The organism is Actinosynnema mirum DSM 43827 (genome assembly GCF_000023245.1).
In the GTDB taxonomy this organism is placed as follows: Bacteria; Actinomycetota; Actinomycetes; order Mycobacteriales; family Pseudonocardiaceae; genus Actinosynnema; species Actinosynnema mirum.
The window spans coordinates 3,103,924-3,117,801 of the sequence record NC_013093.1; the positions used below are offsets into that span (position 1 = coordinate 3,103,924).

Below are 13,878 nucleotides of genomic sequence, written 5' to 3' on the forward strand. Positions count from 1 at the left end.
CGTCACCCCTTCTTCCACCCGAAAGCCGCGCGCAGCTGCACGCGCACCCGCCGCCCGGCCAGCCGCACCGGGACGATCACCGACTCCCGCACCCACCGCGCGGGCGCGACCACCACCGAGCGCCACACCGACCGCACCCCACGCCCGGCCGACCGCACCCCACGCCCGACCGCGTGCACCCCACGCCCGACCGCGCGCAGCGCGTGCCCGACCGGCGTCAGCACCTCCCGGTACGCCCACCGCGCGGGCGCGACCACCAGCACCCGCCCCACCGCGCGCAGCCCGCGCCCGAGCGGCGCCCCGACCCGCCGGTGCGCCCACACCAGGCTCCCGACCACCAGCCGCGCCAGCGCCACCACCACCCGGCGCACGACCGCCCACGCGGTCCGCGCCACCTCGGCGAGCCCTCGCCCGATCCCGCGCGCCACCCACCCGAGTCCCCGCAGCAGCAGCCGCACCCCGTCGCGGGCCCACCGCGCCAGGCGCACGACGATCTCGTCCCACACCCACTCCAGCGGTCGCGCCACCAGCACCCGCACCCCGGCCGCCAGCACGTCCCGCACCCCGCGCAGCACCCGCGCCACACCCCGCCCGGCCACCCGCAGCACCACCGCCGACCTGCGGAAACCCCAGCGGGCGCCGTGGCCGATCGGCCGCAGGGCGAAGCGGTAGAGCCGCCCGCAGACCCACTCGACGCCGTGCGCGAGCCCGTCGAGACCGACCTCCAGGACCGTCAGCGCCCCGCGCGCCAGCGGCAGCAGCACCCGCCTGCCCAGCGGGCGCAGCACCCAGCGGCGCAGGCCCCGCCCCGACGACCGGGCGCCCTGGCCGAGCCGGGTGAACACGCTGTGCAACCCCCGGAACAGCGCGGCCCGCACCCGGCCCAGCAGGTGCAGCAGGGCGCGCGCCGGGCGGGTGACCAGGTGCCGGAACGCCGCCGCGAGCCCTCGGCGAAGGGGCCGCAGGGCGCGCTCGCGCAGGAACCTCCCCGACCGGCCGAAGCCGCGGCCGACCAGTCGGGCGAGCGCCGCCAGGGGGCGGAGCACGACGGCGCGGGCGGCCCGCGCGGTCAGCTTCAGCCACTCCCAGACGAGCTGCGCCGGGACCACGACCCCCACCGCGATCACCCGAGCCGCCCAGACCGCCCACGCCGGGGGCTCCGGCGGTTCGGCGAGCCCCTTCGAGGCGTCGCCTGCCTGCCGGGGTGTGGCGTCCGCCTCACCACCCGATCGCTCGGGTCTCGCCGCTTCCCCGGTGTCCGGCACTTCCTCAGGCATGATCCCTTCATACCTGGTCAGGAAGGTCACGCGCGGTCATTCCACGCACTCTGCCTGCACTGTTGCAACCGTCAAGACCTTCACCCGTCTGTGTTAGCTTCTCCACCGGCTAGAGCCGGTCCGCAGTGGACCAGGCGGGGGAACCCGGTGCGAATCCGGGACTGACGCGCAGCGGTGAGGTGGTCCGGCGGGAGAGCCGGGCGCCGAGTCCGAGTACCCGACTAGCTCCCCGCCCCCGAGGCGGGGGACACCGTACGGACGGGCTCCGCGACCGAGCCCTCGACGTGAGGAACCGCTGTGCGCCCAGCACGCCCCGCCACACCCCCGCGCCCCACCACCCGGCGCCTCAAGCCCCTGCGCTCGACCGCCCTGCTCGTCGCGCTCGCCGCCGCGACCGCCACCGCCTGCTCCTCGGCCCCCGCGCAGGACGCCCCCGCCGCCGCCGACACCGCCGTCACCCTGGACAACTGCGGCCGGAAGATCACCGTCGCCGAGCCCCCGAAGCGCGCCGTCGCGCTCAACCAGGGCAGCGCCGAGATCATGTACGCCCTCGGCCTCCAGGACCGCATGGTCGGCACCGCCACCTGGACCGACCCGGTCCTGCCCGAGTACGCCGCCGCGAACGAGAAGGTCCCGCGCCTGGCCGACAACGCGCCCTCGTTCGAGCGCGTCCTGGAGGCCGAGCCCGACTTCGTCGCCGCCTCCTTCGAGTCCGTCCTCGGCACCGGCGGCGTCGCCACCCGCGACCAGTTCGAGCAGCTCGGCGTCCCCACCTACCTCTCGCCCACCGACTGCGGCGCCAAGGACAACAGCGGCGACGGCGACGGCGTCCGCACCACCCCGCTGACCATGGACGACGTCTACGGCGAGATCCGCGACCTCGCGAAGGTCTTCGGCGTCGCGCAGCGCGGCGACGACCTGGTCGCCTCGCTCCAGCAGCGCATGAGCGCCGCCACCGACGGCCTCAAGGCCGAGGGCGTCGACCTGATGTTCTGGTTCGCCAACTCCGAGGCCCCCTACATGGGCGGCTGCTGCGGCGCGCCCGGCGTGGTCGTCAAGGCCCTCGGCGCGGGCAACTCGTTCCAGGACACCCGCGAGGAGTGGCCCCAGATCAACTGGGAGGCCGTCGCCGAGCGCGACCCGGACGTGCTCGTCATCGGCGACCTCACCCGCCGCTCGCAGACCGCCGAGACCGGCGCCGCCAAGATCGCGTTCCTGGAGTCGAACCCGGTCACGGCGCAGATGACGGCCGTCAAGGAGAAGCGGTACGTCCTGCTCACCGGCCAGGCCATGAACCCGACCATGCGCACCGTCGGCGCCGTGGAGACCGTGGCCCAGGCCCTGCGCCGCTTCGGGCTCGGCGGGTGACCGCGCGCCGCGCGCCGCTGTGGCTCGCGGTCGTCGGCGGGCTGGCGCTGCTGCTGGTGTCCGTCGCGCTCGCGGTCACGTTCGGACCGGCGGGCATCGGCGTCTCCGACGTCTGGACGACCGTGCTCGCCCACCTCGGCTGGGGCAGCTCCTCGCTGTCGCCGCTGCGCGACGGCATCGTGTGGCACCTGCGCGTGCCCAGGACCCTGCTCGCCGCGGTCTGCGGGGCCGGGCTCGCGGTGTGCGGCGTGGTGCTCCAGTCGCTGCTGCGCAACCCGCTGGCCGACCCGTTCGTGCTCGGGGTGTCCTCGGGCGCGTCGACCGGGGCCGTGGTCGTGGTGGTGCTCGGCATCGGCGGTGGCGCGGTGACGCTGTCCGCCGGGGCGTTCGTGGGCGCGGTGTGCTCGTTCGCGCTGGTGCTGCTGCTCAGCCAGGCGCTCGGCGGGCGGGTGGACCGGGTCGTGCTGTGCGGGGTCGCGGCGATGCAGCTGTTCTCGGCGCTGACCTCGTTCATCGTGCTCACCGCCGCCGACGCCGAGACCACCAAGGGCGTGCTGTTCTGGCTGCTCGGGTCGCTGGCCGGGGCCTCGTGGACCGACGTCGCGGTGTGCGCGGTGGTGCTGGCGTTCTCGCTGGTGGTGTGCGTCGGGCACGGGCGGGCGCTGGACGCGTTCGCGTTCGGCGAGGACGCCGCCGCCGCGCTCGGGGTCCGGGTCGGGCGCACCAGGGTGGTGCTGCTGTGCGTGACCGCGCTGCTGACCGCCGCGCTGGTGAGCGTGGCGGGCGCGGTCGGGTTCGTCGGCCTGGTGCTGCCGCACGCGACGCGCGCGATCATCGGCTCCGCGCACACCCGGCTGCTGCCGGTGACGGCGCTGACCGGCGCGGTGTTCCTGGTGTGGGTGGACACGGCGGCGCGGACCGTGCTGGAGCCGCAGGAGGTGCCGGTGGGGGTGCTGACCTCGCTGATCGGGGTGCCCGCGTTCATCGTGGTGCTGGCGCGCGCGGGGAGGGTGTCGTGAGCGCGGGACTGGCCGCCCGCTCGGTGCGCAGGGTCACCGGGGGCAAGGTCATCGTCGACGGGGTGACCCTGGATCTGGAGCCGGGCAGCACGACCGGGCTGCTCGGGCCGAACGGCGCCGGGAAGTCGACGCTGCTGCGGCTGCTGTGCGGGGTGCTCGCGCCCACGGCGGGCGTCGTGACGCTGGACGGCGAACCGCTGGGCCGCTCCCGGCGCGAGCTGGCGCGGCGGCTCGCGGTCGTGGCGCAGCAGGCGGAGACGCAGGTCGAGCTGACCGTGTCCGAGGTCGTGCGGCTCGGGCGCGTGCCGCACCGCAAGCTGCTGGCCGGGCCGACGGCGCGGGACGAGGCGGCGGTCGCCCAGGCCCTGGAGCGGACCGGGCTGACCGGGCACGCCGGGCAGTCGTGGCACACGCTGTCGGGCGGGGAGCGGCAGCGGGTGCAGATCGCGCGGGCGCTGGCGCAGGAGCCGGAGGAGCTGCTGCTCGACGAGCCGACCAACCACCTGGACATCCAGCACCAGCTGGAGCTGCTCGGGCTGGTGGTGTCGCTGCCGGTGACGGCGGTGATCGCGCTGCACGACCTGAACCTGGCGGCCATGCACTGCGACCGGCTGGTGGTGCTGCGCGCCGGGAAGGTGGTGGCGACCGGGCGGCCGGAGGAGGTGCTGACGGCGGAGCTGATCGGCGAGGTCTACGGGGTCCGCGCCGAGGTGACCCCGACCGGCGTCGACGGGCGACCGCACGTGCGGTACCTGGGGGTCGGGCGCTAGGGCGGGCCCGCCCCCGCCCGTCGGGCGCTCACCCGCCTGTCGGGCGCTCACCCGCCTGTCGGGCCTGCCCCCGCTCGTCGGGCGCTCACCCGCCCGTCGGGCCCTCACCCGCTCGTCGGGCCCTCACCCGTCCGCCGGGGTCGGTTCCTCACCCGTCCGCCGGGGTCGGGCTCGCGCCCCGCCCGCGCAGCGCGTCGGTGAGCACGGTGACGCCGTACTCGTAGGCCCGGTCGACGTCGCCGCCCAGGGTGAACCCGCCGCCCAGCTCCATGGTCAGGAACCCGTGCGCCCACGCGGTGAACGTGCGCGCCGCGTCCAGCGCCCGCTCCTGCCCCACGAGCGCCGCCGAGGCCCGCAGCACGGGTGCCGCCACCCGCGCCAGCACCGGCTGCGCCATCGCGACCCCGGAGCTGAAGACCAGCGCGAACCCGACCGGCCGCTCGTGCGCGAACACGCGGATCGCGCGCGCCATCGCGGCCAGCGCGTCCGCGCCCGCGAGGTCGTCGGCGGCGGAGGCGAGCAGCGCCCCGAGGTCGTCCGCCGTGGCCTCGGTGATCAGGACGACGAGCTCCTCGCGGTTGCGCACGCGCTTGTAGAGCGACGGTGCCCGCACCCCGACCCGCTCGGCGACCGCCTGCATGATCAGCCCGGCGGCGCCGCGCGACTCCAGCAGATCCCGCCCCGCCCGGACGATCTCGGCGACGGACGTGCGATCGGGCGTCGGCACGGTCGCCCTCCTCCCCTGAACGATGGCTATTGACGTTAGCCATGATGGCTACGTAAGTTAGCCATCACAGTCTAGCGACCCAGGAGCGACAGCGATGAGACTCGGCCCCCACCTCCACCGCATCGGGAACGACGTCGTGGCGGCCTACCTGATCGTCACCGACGAGGGGATCACCGTCGTGGACGCGGGCATGGCGGGCCACTGGCGCGACCTGCTGGCGGAACTGGAGTCGATCGGCCGCGGCCTGGCCGACGTGCGCGGCGTGGTCCTCACCCACGGCGACACCGACCACATCGGCTTCGCCGAGCGCCTGCGCCGCGACCACGGCGTCCCGGTCCACGTCCACCCCGCCGACGCCGCGCGGGCCAGGGGCGAGGTGAAGTCGAAGCCCGAGTGGGGCGGCACCAAGCTCGGCCCCCTGCTGGGCTTCCTCTGGTACGGCGTCAGGAAGGGCGGCCTGCGCACCACCTACCTCACCGAGGTGGTCGAGGTGCACGACGGCCAGGTGCTGGACCTGCCGGGAGCGCCCCGCGTCATCGCCCTGCCCGGCCACTCGCCCGGCAGCCTGGCCGTGCACGTCCCGATCGCCGACGCCCTGCTCGTCGGCGACGCGCTGACCACCCGCCACGTCCTGACCGGCGAGCTCGGCCCCCGGCCCGCGCCGTTCACCGACGAGCCGGAGCGGGCGCTGGAGTCGTTGGCGCGCCTGGCGGACGTCGAGGCGAAGTGGGTGCTCCCCGGACACGGCGCGCCGTGGTCGAACGGCGTCCCGGCGGCGCTGGCGGCGGTCGGGGCGGCACGCGGTTAGGCGGCTCGGGGGCCTCCCCGGAACCGATCAGTTCTGGAGAAGCCCCCGCCCGCCCCACCTCCTAGAGTGGCGCTCCGGAACCGCACCCGTCACCACCCCAGGAGCGCACCATGTCCTTCCAGGCCTACCTGGACGCGATCGAGACCAAGACCGGCAAGATCCCCGCGGACCTGGTCGCCGAGGCCCGCGAGCGCGGGTACGGCGCCGACACCAAGGCGGGCGAGATCGTCCAGTGGCTCAAGGACGACTACGAACTCGGGCGGGGGCACGCGATGGCGCTCGTGCACGTGATCAAGAAGGGCACGCGGATCGACGACAAGCACGTCGGCACCGGCACCGCGCACAGCGACCCGAGCAACGAGCTGCGCCTGGACGGCAAGGCCAACCGCTAGCCGTCCGCGCGCCGCCGCAGCGCCGCGTCCAGGAGGCGCGTCAGCTCCCCGGCCCGCCCCCGCCCGGCGGGGGCGTCCGGGTAGCGCCGCAGCACCGCGACCACGGTCGCGCCCGCCATCGCCTCCGCCCGCTCCAGCACCGCGGCGGCGTCCCCCGAGTCCAGCTCGGCGGACAGGGCGTCGTGCGCGGCGGCGCCGAGGATGTGCGGCACCTGCGTGGCCTTGGCCAGCGGGTGCAGGTACGCCGCGCCCGCCGCCGCCACGGCCGCCCGCGCCGCCTCGGCGGCCACCGGGTCCCGCGCGTCCCGAGCCTCCCCGTACGCCCGCTGCGCCGCCCACGCCCCGTCCCGGATGGCCTTGGTCCGCCTGCCGCCGTCCGCGAACGCCCGAGCCGCCACCACCGCCTCGCGCGGCCTGCCGTCACCGGGCCGCCGCGCCTCGAACCGCGCGAGCGCGGGCTCGGCGCAGGCCACCGCGTAGGCCGTGACCGCGCGCAGCTCGTCGGTGGTCAGCTCGATCCCGCCGCTCACCCCAGCACCCCCCGAACCCGCCCCGCCGCGTCCTCCCGCCCCTGCCCCTCGTACAGCACCAGCGCCTCCTTCCACGCCACCCGCGCCGCGTCCTCCGCGCCCAGCGCCGCGTGCGCCTCGCCGAGCTGCTCCAGCACGTCCGCCGTCATGTTCGTGTTGTGCAGCCCCCGGTACAACCGCAGCGCCTCGGCGCAGTGCCCCACCGCCTCCCGGTGCCTGCCGTCGCCGTGCTCGATCGCGGCCAGGTAGTGCCTGGTCGTGGCCTCGCCGTCGGGGTTCGGGTGCGCCCGGTACAGCTCCAGCGCGGCCTCGCAGTCCGCGCGGCCCGCCGCCCGGTCGATCAGGCGCGCGGTCAGCAGGCCCCGGTAGGTCAGCGCCGCCGCCTCCCACACCGGCTGGTCCAGGTCGCGGAACAGCTCGCAGGCCAGCCGGGCGTCCGCCAGGCCGCGCTCGTCGTCGCCGACCTCGCAGCGCACCCACGCCAGCATCCGGTGCGAGTGGGCGCGCTCCGAGCGGTCGTCACCGGCCTCGGCCAGCGCCAGGGCCTTGTGCAGGTGCACCACCGCGGCCCGGTGCCTGCCGAGGTGGGCGAGGGCGCGGCCGAGGAAGCGGTTGGCGCGGATCAGCGGCATCGGTTCGGCCAGGTGCTCGGCCGACTCGACCGCGCGCTGCCAGGTGAGGACCCGGTCGCGCAGGTGGCCGCAGCGGCCGTGGAACGAGTCCGCGCCCCACGCCAGCAGCCACGCCGTGTGGTGCTCGCCCGCGCCCGCGGCGCTCTCCTGCGCGGCCAGGAGGTTCGGGTGCTCCTCGGCCAGCCACGACATCGCCTCGGTCGTGCCCGCCGGTGGCCGCACCAGCGCGCCGCGCGCCGGTGGCGGGAGGGGGAGCGGTTGGCGGTGCGGGGCGAGGAGGCGGTCGCAGGCGTGGGCGGTGCGGGCGTAGTGGTCCAGCAGGCGGGTCAGCGCGGCCTCCCGCTCGTCCGCGTCCAGCGCCTCGTGGGCCACGGCCAGCGCGTGCACCCGCACCAGGTCGTGCATCGAGTAGCGGCCCCGGTCGTCCTGCTCCAGCAGCGACGCCTCCTCCAGCGCGCGCAACGCCTGCGCGGCGGCGGAGGGCGGGAGGTCGACGAGGCTCGCGGTGGCCTCGCGGGACAGGTCGGGGCCGGGGGAGAGGCCGATCAGCGCGAACAGGCGGCGGCGCTCCGGGGGGAGCGCGTCGTACGACCAGGACAGGACGGCGGGCAGGCTGACCGCGGGGTCGTCGTCGTCCAGCGCGGCCAGCCCGGACTCGCGCAGCTCGGCGGCGAACCCGGCCAGCGGCGCTCTGGGCCGCAACCGGGCCCGGCTGGCCACCAGCGCCAGTGCGAGCGCCGACCCCCGGCACAACGACACCAGCTCGGCCACCGCCTCGCGCTCCTCCGCCACCCGCTGCGCGCCAAGGCGGGCCGTCAGCAGCGCCTCGGCCTCGTCGGCGGTCAGGGGCGGGAGGCGCTCGTGGTGCACGTCGTGCTGGACGAACAGCGGGCGCAGGGCGTTGCGGCTGGTGACGATGACCGCGCTGGAGCGGCCACCGGGCAGCAGCGGCGCGACCTGCTCGGCGGACGCCGCGTTGTCCAGCACCACGAGCACCCGCCGGTCCGCGAGCAGACTCCGGTAGAGCCCGGCCTGGTCGTGCAGGTCGGTCGGGATGCGCGAGGGCTCCACCCCCAACGCGTCCAGGAACCCGCGCACCGCGACGGAAGTCTCCATCGGCGCCCCGTCCGGCGTGAACCCGCGCAGGTCGACGAACAGCTGCCCGTCGGGGAAGCGCCCGGCGTTCCGGTGCGCCCACCGCACCGCGAGCCACGTCTTGCCCACGCCTCCGGCGCCCGCGAGCGCCAGGACCGGCGGGACGCCCTCGGCCTGGGCGGCGTGGAGGGCCATGTCGAGGCGGTCCAGCTCGGCGTCACGCCCGACGAACCTGGTGGGTTCGGGAGGGAGGCGGCGGGGCTTGGCGGGTAACGCGGGCAGGGGGGTGGGCTCGGGCATCTGGGCACCTCGGGGTCGGGGGAGGACCACGGTAGCCGGGAAGCGCTGCCGGGGGAGCGGAATCAGCTGTCCGGCAGCCCTCGCGGGCGGCGCAGGGTTCGGTGGCCTGCGGGGCCCAGGTGGGTTGGCCGCCAGGGGTTTCCAGGCTGCGGACAGGTCCACCGCCGGGTCTCCCGCGCGCATCTCGCCGAAGTCGACCACGCCGGTCAGGGCGCCGTTGTTGGTGATCACGTTCGCCGGGGGGAGGTCGCCGTGCAGCCGGACGGGAGGGGCTTCCCATTCCGGGGCGTTTACCGCGTCTGACCAGATGTCTTGCAGGGCAACGGAATCCACCTCGTCGGCCGCGCGGGACAGGTGAGCGGTGGCCGGCAGCACCGCCGACTCGTCGTTCAGCACCGGCAGGCGCACGGCCAGGTCCGGGTGGGCCTCGGCCACCAGAAGACGCACCAGGTCCGCCGTCGCCTCCCACCTCCCCGGCGCGTTCACCGGACCAGCAAACCGTTCGCCACCACCACCATCAGCGCCTCCGCCCGCCCCGCCGGATCGTCCTGCGACTCCGCCGCCAGCGCCACCCCGTTCGCCAGCTGCAGCACGTCGTCCACGCTCACGCCCCGCGCCACCGCCCCCTCCAGCTGCGCCTGGGCCAGCAGCCCCAGCGCCGCCGCCCGAACGGCCGTGTGCGGGGAGAACACCGGCTCGTAACCGCCCCCGGTCAGCGCCGCGCCCAAGCCCCGCGAGATCGCCGCGTGCGCGACCACCTCCCGCAACCACCCCACCAGCGCCTCACCCGACGACAACTCGCCCGCCAGCACCCCCGCCCGCGCGCACAACGCCTCCACCCGCTCCCGCAGCACCGCCTCCAGCAGCTCCGCCCGACCACCGAAGTGCCGGTGCAGGGTCGCCGACCCGACCCCGGCCCGCCGGGCGATCTCCTCCAGCGACGCGTCCGGCCCCGACTCGGCGATCACCTCGTTCGCCGCCTCCAGCAACCGGTCGCGGTTGCGGCGCGCGTCCGAGCGCAGACGTGGTGGCATCGTGGGCTCCTTGCCAAGTGGGGTGGGTCCTCCGTATCGTACCGACCGAAAACGGGGTGCCCACCCCGTTTCAATGGGCGGGGGAGCGCAAGATGAAGATCAGCGTGGCCGCGGGGGACGTCCGGGGCAGCAGCGCGTTCGACGACCTCGTCGGCCAGGTGCGGGAAGCGGCCGACGCCGGGCTCGCCCGCGCGTGGATCAGCCAGGCCACCGGCTGGGACGCCGTCACCGCCATCGCGGTCGCGGGCGCCGCCACGCCGGGCATCGCGCTGGGCACCGCCGTCGTCCCCGTCCCCCAGCGCCACCCCCTGGTGCTGGCCGCCCAGGCGCTCACCGCCCAGGCCGCCACCGGAGGGCGGTTCACCCTCGGGATCGGCGCGGGCATCGGGATGATGGTGTCCGGCGCGTTCGGGCTCCCCGTCGACCGGCCCGTCGCCCGGATGCGCGAGTACCTCACCGCGCTCCGCCCGCTCCTCGACGGCGAGCAGGTCGAGCACCGGGGGCGGTGGATCACCGCGGTGGGCGCCGTCGCCGTGCCCGCCACGCCCGCCCCGCCCGTGCTGCTCGCCGCCCTCGGACCGCGCATGGTCCGCCTCGCCGGGGAAGCCGCCGATGGCGCGATCACCTGGATGGCCGGCCCCGGGAACCTCGGCGAGCACGTCGTCCCCCAGCTCGTCACCGCCGCCGCGCGAGCGGGCCGGACCGCGCCCCAGGTCGTCGCCGGACTGCCGGTGTGCGTGACCGACCACCCGGACGACGCCCGCGCCCGCGTCGCCGACCGGTTCGGGCTCGCCGGTCAGGTCCCCGAGTACCGGGCCGTCCTCGACCGGGAGGGCGCGGCGGGACCGGCGGACGTGGCCCTCGTCGGCGACGAGGAAGCCGTGACCCGAGCCCTCGCCCGCTTCCGGGACGCGGGCGCCACCGAGTTCATGGCCGCGCCCTTCGGCACCCCCGCCGAACGAGCCCGCACCACGGCCCTGCTCGCCCACCTCGGCTAGACCACCCCGCTCACCGCGCGGCCCGCACACCGGTCGCGAGCCACGGCCCCGCGGTCGGACCGCGCCTCACCCGGACACCACCCCGCTCAACGCGCCGTCCACCTCCAGCAGGTCCAGCACCCCCGGCAGATCCGTCCGCCGGGTCACCCGCAGCTTCCGGTACACCCGCGTCAAGTGCTGCTCCACCGTGCTCACCGTGATGAACAGCTTCCGCGCGATCTCCTGGTTCTTGTCCCCCCGAGCCGCCAGCTCCGCCACCCGCCGCTCCGCCTCGCTCAACCGCCTGACCTCCACCGCCCGCCGCTCCACCAACCCCTCCCGCCCACCCTCCCGCCCACCCTCCCGCGCGTCCCGCCCGCCCTGCCCCGGCCGCTCACCCGGCAACCCCACCCCGAACCGCTCCGCCAACGACCACGCCCGCCGCACCGCCACCCGCCCCCGGTCGAAGTCCCCGAGCCGGTGCAGCGCCTGCCCGAGGTCCGCCAGCGCGTGCGCCTGCTCCACCACCGCCCCGCACCGCTCCAGCACCTCCACCGCCTCCCGCAGCAACCCCGGCCGCTCCGCCGGTCCCACCGTCTGCGCCAGCAGCCGCAGCGTCACCCCCCGCACCCGCCCGTCACCCCGGTGCGCCCGCGCGAGCTGCTCCTCCAGCACCGCCCGCGCCTGCCCGGTCTTCCCGCGCCGCAGCAGCACCTGCGCCACCCCGGTCCGCCACGGCAGCAACCCCACCGCGTCCACCCCCCACGCCACCGCCAGCTCCCCGCACGCCCGGAACGCGGTGGCCGCCGCGTGCAACCGGCCCGCCGCCAGGTCCTGCCAGCCCTTGGCCAGCCAGTACCGCAACCCGGCCGTGGTCCGGAACGTCACCTCCGGCACCTGCCGCCGGGGCAGCTCCACCCCGCACCGCCCGGACGCCGTGCCCGCGTGCAGCAGCGTCGCCAGCGGCCGTCCCGCCATCGCGCCCCACGACTCGGCGCGCACCCCCGCCAGCGCCCGCCGCGCGTGCTCGATCGCCGCCCCGTACTCCGAGGCCCGCAGCGCGATGTCCGCCCGCACCCCCAGCAGCACCGCCGTCCACGCCCCCGCGTCCCGCGCCCCCGCCTCGGCCAGCAGCGCCTCGCACCACGGCAGCGCCTCCCGCCACCGGTCCAGGTCCACCAGCGCGGTCAGCACGCTGAACAGCACCTCGGCGTTCCGGTCGGTCAGCGCGCACCCGTGCAGCACGTGCTCGGCGTGCTCGACCGCCTCCTCCGGGTCCCCGCCCGCCAGCGCGATCTCCAGCACCCGCACCGCCTGCGCCTGCGGCGACATCCCGGCCTCGCGCAGCAGGTACTCCGCGTCGTCGTCGTCCAGCAGCTCCGGGCCGCGCGCGGGCAGCCCCGGCGCGTGGTACGCCAGCCAGGTCCGCAGGAACGGCAGCTCCACCCGCAACCGCAGCGGCACCCGCCCGCCGGGGGGCGCGAGCCGCCCGAGCAGCGTGGCCGCGTCGTCCAACCGGCCCGCCCGCACCAGGTGGCACACCACCGGGGCCAGCGGTCCGGGGAACCCGCCCTCCGCCGCGGCCTCCAGCAGCCGGTCCACGTGCCGCGCGCACCCCGCCCCACCGCCGCGCAGGTGCGCCGAGACCAGCAGGCTCAGCACCGCGACCCGTTCCCGCGCGCCCGTCGCCACCCGCGCCCCCAGCTCCAGGTACGCGACCGCCCGCTCGACCCGGTCGTCCCGCAGCGCCGCGGTCCCGGCCTCCAGCAGCAGCGACGCGCTCCACCCCGGCAGCGCGTCCCCGCCCGCCAGCAGCAGGTCCGCCACCGCGTCGGGCGCCGCGCCGCCGTAGTACAGCCGCCGGGCCGCCCGCAGGCGCAGCGCGGCCCGCTCCCCGGCCGGGAGCGGGGCGAGCACCGCCGCGCGCGCGGCGGCGTGCGGCAACCGCCCGCCCACCGTCACCCCGGCCGAGTCCAGCGCCCTGGTGCGCACCAGCACCGACTCCGGCGGCACGCCCAGCAGGTCGGCCACCTGCTCGGGCTCCGCGGGCCGGTCCAGCACGGCGCACGCCACCGCCACGTCCGCGAGCTCCGGGTCGCACCGGTGCAGCACCGCCCCCACCGCCTCCGCGAACGCCTCGCCCGGCGCGGGCCCACCCCCGTCCCGCGCCACCCCGTCCTCCAGCAGCGCCTTGAGCAGCAACGGGTTCCCGCCGCTCACCGCGTGCCACCCGGCGGCGGACCCGGCCGCGGCCCCGAACCGCCGCGCCACCGCCTCCGCCACCGCGCCCGCGCTCAGCGGCGCGAGCCGGACCTGCCGCCACAGCGGCTGCCGGTGCACCTCGCCGAGCAGGAACGGGTTGGCGCGCCGGGTCCCGGTCTGCGCGGCCAGCACCACGGCCACCCGCGCCCCGCGCGCCCGGCGGGCCACGAACGACAGGCAGCGCAGCGAGTGCTCGTCGGCGAGGTCGGCGTCGTCGGCGATCAGCACGAGCGGGCGCCCGGCGGTGACCTCCAGCACCGCGCGCCACAGCGTCCGCGAGATCAGCGGCCCCACCTGCGGCAGCGGCTCCCGCGCCGCCCGCGCCCCCGCGGGCCACCCCGCCTCGTCCAGCAGCCGCAGGACCTCGGGGAACCGGGACGACATGGCCGAGGGCCGCTGGAGCGCCTGCCCGAGCGCGGCGAACGGGATGCCGCGCTCGCCGCGCGAGGACACCGAGCCGAGCACGACCGCGCCCGCCTCGACGGCGTGCCCGGCGAACGCGGTCAGCAGCTCGGTCTTCCCGGTGGCCACCGGCCCGGTCACCACGGCGGCGCCGCCGCGCCCGTCGACCGCGTCCGCGAGCAGCGCGCGCAGCAGCCCCAGCTCGTGGTCCCGCTCGATCACTCCACTCCTCCTCCGGGACGTCGCCACCGGTGGCGCCGCGGCCGTCCCCCGGCGGCGGAGCGG

The 13,878-nt window shown here is 76.9% G+C and carries 12 protein-coding genes, 1 pseudogene and 1 riboswitch; of the genes and pseudogenes, 6 read left to right on the forward strand and 7 right to left on the reverse strand.

Annotated features, from left to right (window positions below; translation table 11 throughout):
- Positions 1-2 precede the first annotated feature (2 nt).
- Positions 3-1,277, reverse strand: coding sequence for a hypothetical protein (locus tag AMIR_RS13530; RefSeq protein WP_143760718.1), 1,275 nt, complete (start codon positions 1,275-1,277; stop codon positions 3-5).
- A 137-nt stretch (positions 1,278-1,414) separates the two neighbouring features.
- Positions 1,415-1,496, forward strand: a riboswitch (cobalamin riboswitch).
- Positions 1,497-1,574: 78 nt separating this feature from the next.
- On the opposite strand from AMIR_RS13530, the gene AMIR_RS13535 reads away from it, so the two are divergent.
- The 3 genes from AMIR_RS13535 to AMIR_RS13545 are packed head-to-tail and all read left to right on the forward strand — an operon-like array spanning position 1,575 to position 4,434.
- Complete coding sequence (locus AMIR_RS13535; RefSeq protein ID WP_015801530.1) at positions 1,575-2,645, forward strand: ABC transporter substrate-binding protein; 1,071 nt, start codon at positions 1,575-1,577, stop codon at positions 2,643-2,645.
- Positions 2,642-3,664, forward strand: coding sequence for a FecCD family ABC transporter permease (locus AMIR_RS13540; RefSeq protein WP_015801531.1), 1,023 nt, complete (start codon positions 2,642-2,644; stop codon positions 3,662-3,664). Before AMIR_RS13535 ends, AMIR_RS13540 begins: the two co-directional genes overlap by 4 nt.
- The gene (locus AMIR_RS13545; protein ID WP_015801532.1) at positions 3,661-4,434 is read left to right on the forward strand and encodes an ABC transporter ATP-binding protein; all 774 of its coding nucleotides are present in this window, start codon (positions 3,661-3,663) and stop codon (positions 4,432-4,434) included. The genes AMIR_RS13540 and AMIR_RS13545 overlap by 4 nt, the downstream gene beginning before the upstream one ends.
- A 148-nt stretch (positions 4,435-4,582) precedes the next feature.
- On the opposite strand, the gene AMIR_RS13550 is transcribed toward AMIR_RS13545, so the two are convergent.
- Positions 4,583-5,161, reverse strand: a complete 579-nt coding sequence (locus AMIR_RS13550; RefSeq protein WP_015801533.1) for a TetR/AcrR family transcriptional regulator — start codon at positions 5,159-5,161, stop codon at positions 4,583-4,585.
- A 94-nt stretch (positions 5,162-5,255) separates the two neighbouring features.
- Between AMIR_RS13550 and AMIR_RS13555 the strand changes: the two genes are divergently transcribed.
- Both AMIR_RS13555 and AMIR_RS13560 read left to right on the forward strand, forming a co-directional pair.
- On the forward strand, positions 5,256-5,969 hold the full coding sequence (locus AMIR_RS13555) for an MBL fold metallo-hydrolase (RefSeq protein WP_015801534.1): 714 nt from the start codon (positions 5,256-5,258) through the stop codon (positions 5,967-5,969).
- Positions 5,970-6,079: 110 nt separating this feature from the next.
- Positions 6,080-6,361, forward strand: a complete 282-nt coding sequence (locus AMIR_RS13560) for a DUF4287 domain-containing protein (protein ID WP_015801535.1) — start codon at positions 6,080-6,082, stop codon at positions 6,359-6,361.
- On the opposite strand, the gene AMIR_RS13565 is transcribed toward AMIR_RS13560, so the two are convergent.
- The 4 genes and pseudogenes from AMIR_RS13565 to AMIR_RS13575 form a co-directional block, all read right to left on the reverse strand.
- Positions 6,358-6,891, reverse strand: a complete 534-nt coding sequence (locus AMIR_RS13565; protein ID WP_015801536.1) for a putative immunity protein — start codon at positions 6,889-6,891, stop codon at positions 6,358-6,360. The two genes, AMIR_RS13560 and AMIR_RS13565, sit on opposite strands and share 4 nt — an antisense overlap.
- The gene (locus tag AMIR_RS13570; RefSeq protein WP_222840729.1) at positions 6,888-8,918 is read right to left on the reverse strand and encodes an ATP-binding protein; all 2,031 of its coding nucleotides are present in this window, start codon (positions 8,916-8,918) and stop codon (positions 6,888-6,890) included. Before AMIR_RS13570 ends, AMIR_RS13565 begins: the two co-directional genes overlap by 4 nt.
- Positions 8,919-9,065: 147 nt before the next feature.
- Positions 9,066-9,404 (reverse strand): annotated as a pseudogene (locus AMIR_RS43210) (phosphotransferase); the annotation flags it as partial.
- Positions 9,401-9,952 (reverse strand): TetR/AcrR family transcriptional regulator, encoded by a 552-nt coding sequence (locus AMIR_RS13575; protein WP_015801538.1) that lies wholly within the window; start codon positions 9,950-9,952, stop codon positions 9,401-9,403. The gene AMIR_RS13575 and the pseudogene AMIR_RS43210, both read right to left, overlap by 4 nt.
- Before the next feature lie 92 nt (positions 9,953-10,044).
- On the opposite strand from AMIR_RS13575, the gene AMIR_RS13580 reads away from it, so the two are divergent.
- A complete protein-coding gene (locus tag AMIR_RS13580) occupies positions 10,045-10,950 on the forward strand; it encodes a TIGR03564 family F420-dependent LLM class oxidoreductase (protein ID WP_015801539.1) in 906 nt (301 codons plus the stop codon).
- 66 nt (positions 10,951-11,016) lie between these two features.
- Here the strand turns inward: AMIR_RS13580 and AMIR_RS13585 are convergent, their stop codons facing one another.
- Positions 11,017-13,815 carry a helix-turn-helix transcriptional regulator gene (locus tag AMIR_RS13585; RefSeq protein ID WP_041836736.1) on the reverse strand — a complete coding sequence of 933 codons (2,799 nt, stop codon included), beginning with the start codon at positions 13,813-13,815 and terminating at the stop codon, positions 11,017-11,019.
- Between the last annotated feature and the right edge of the window lie 63 nt (positions 13,816-13,878).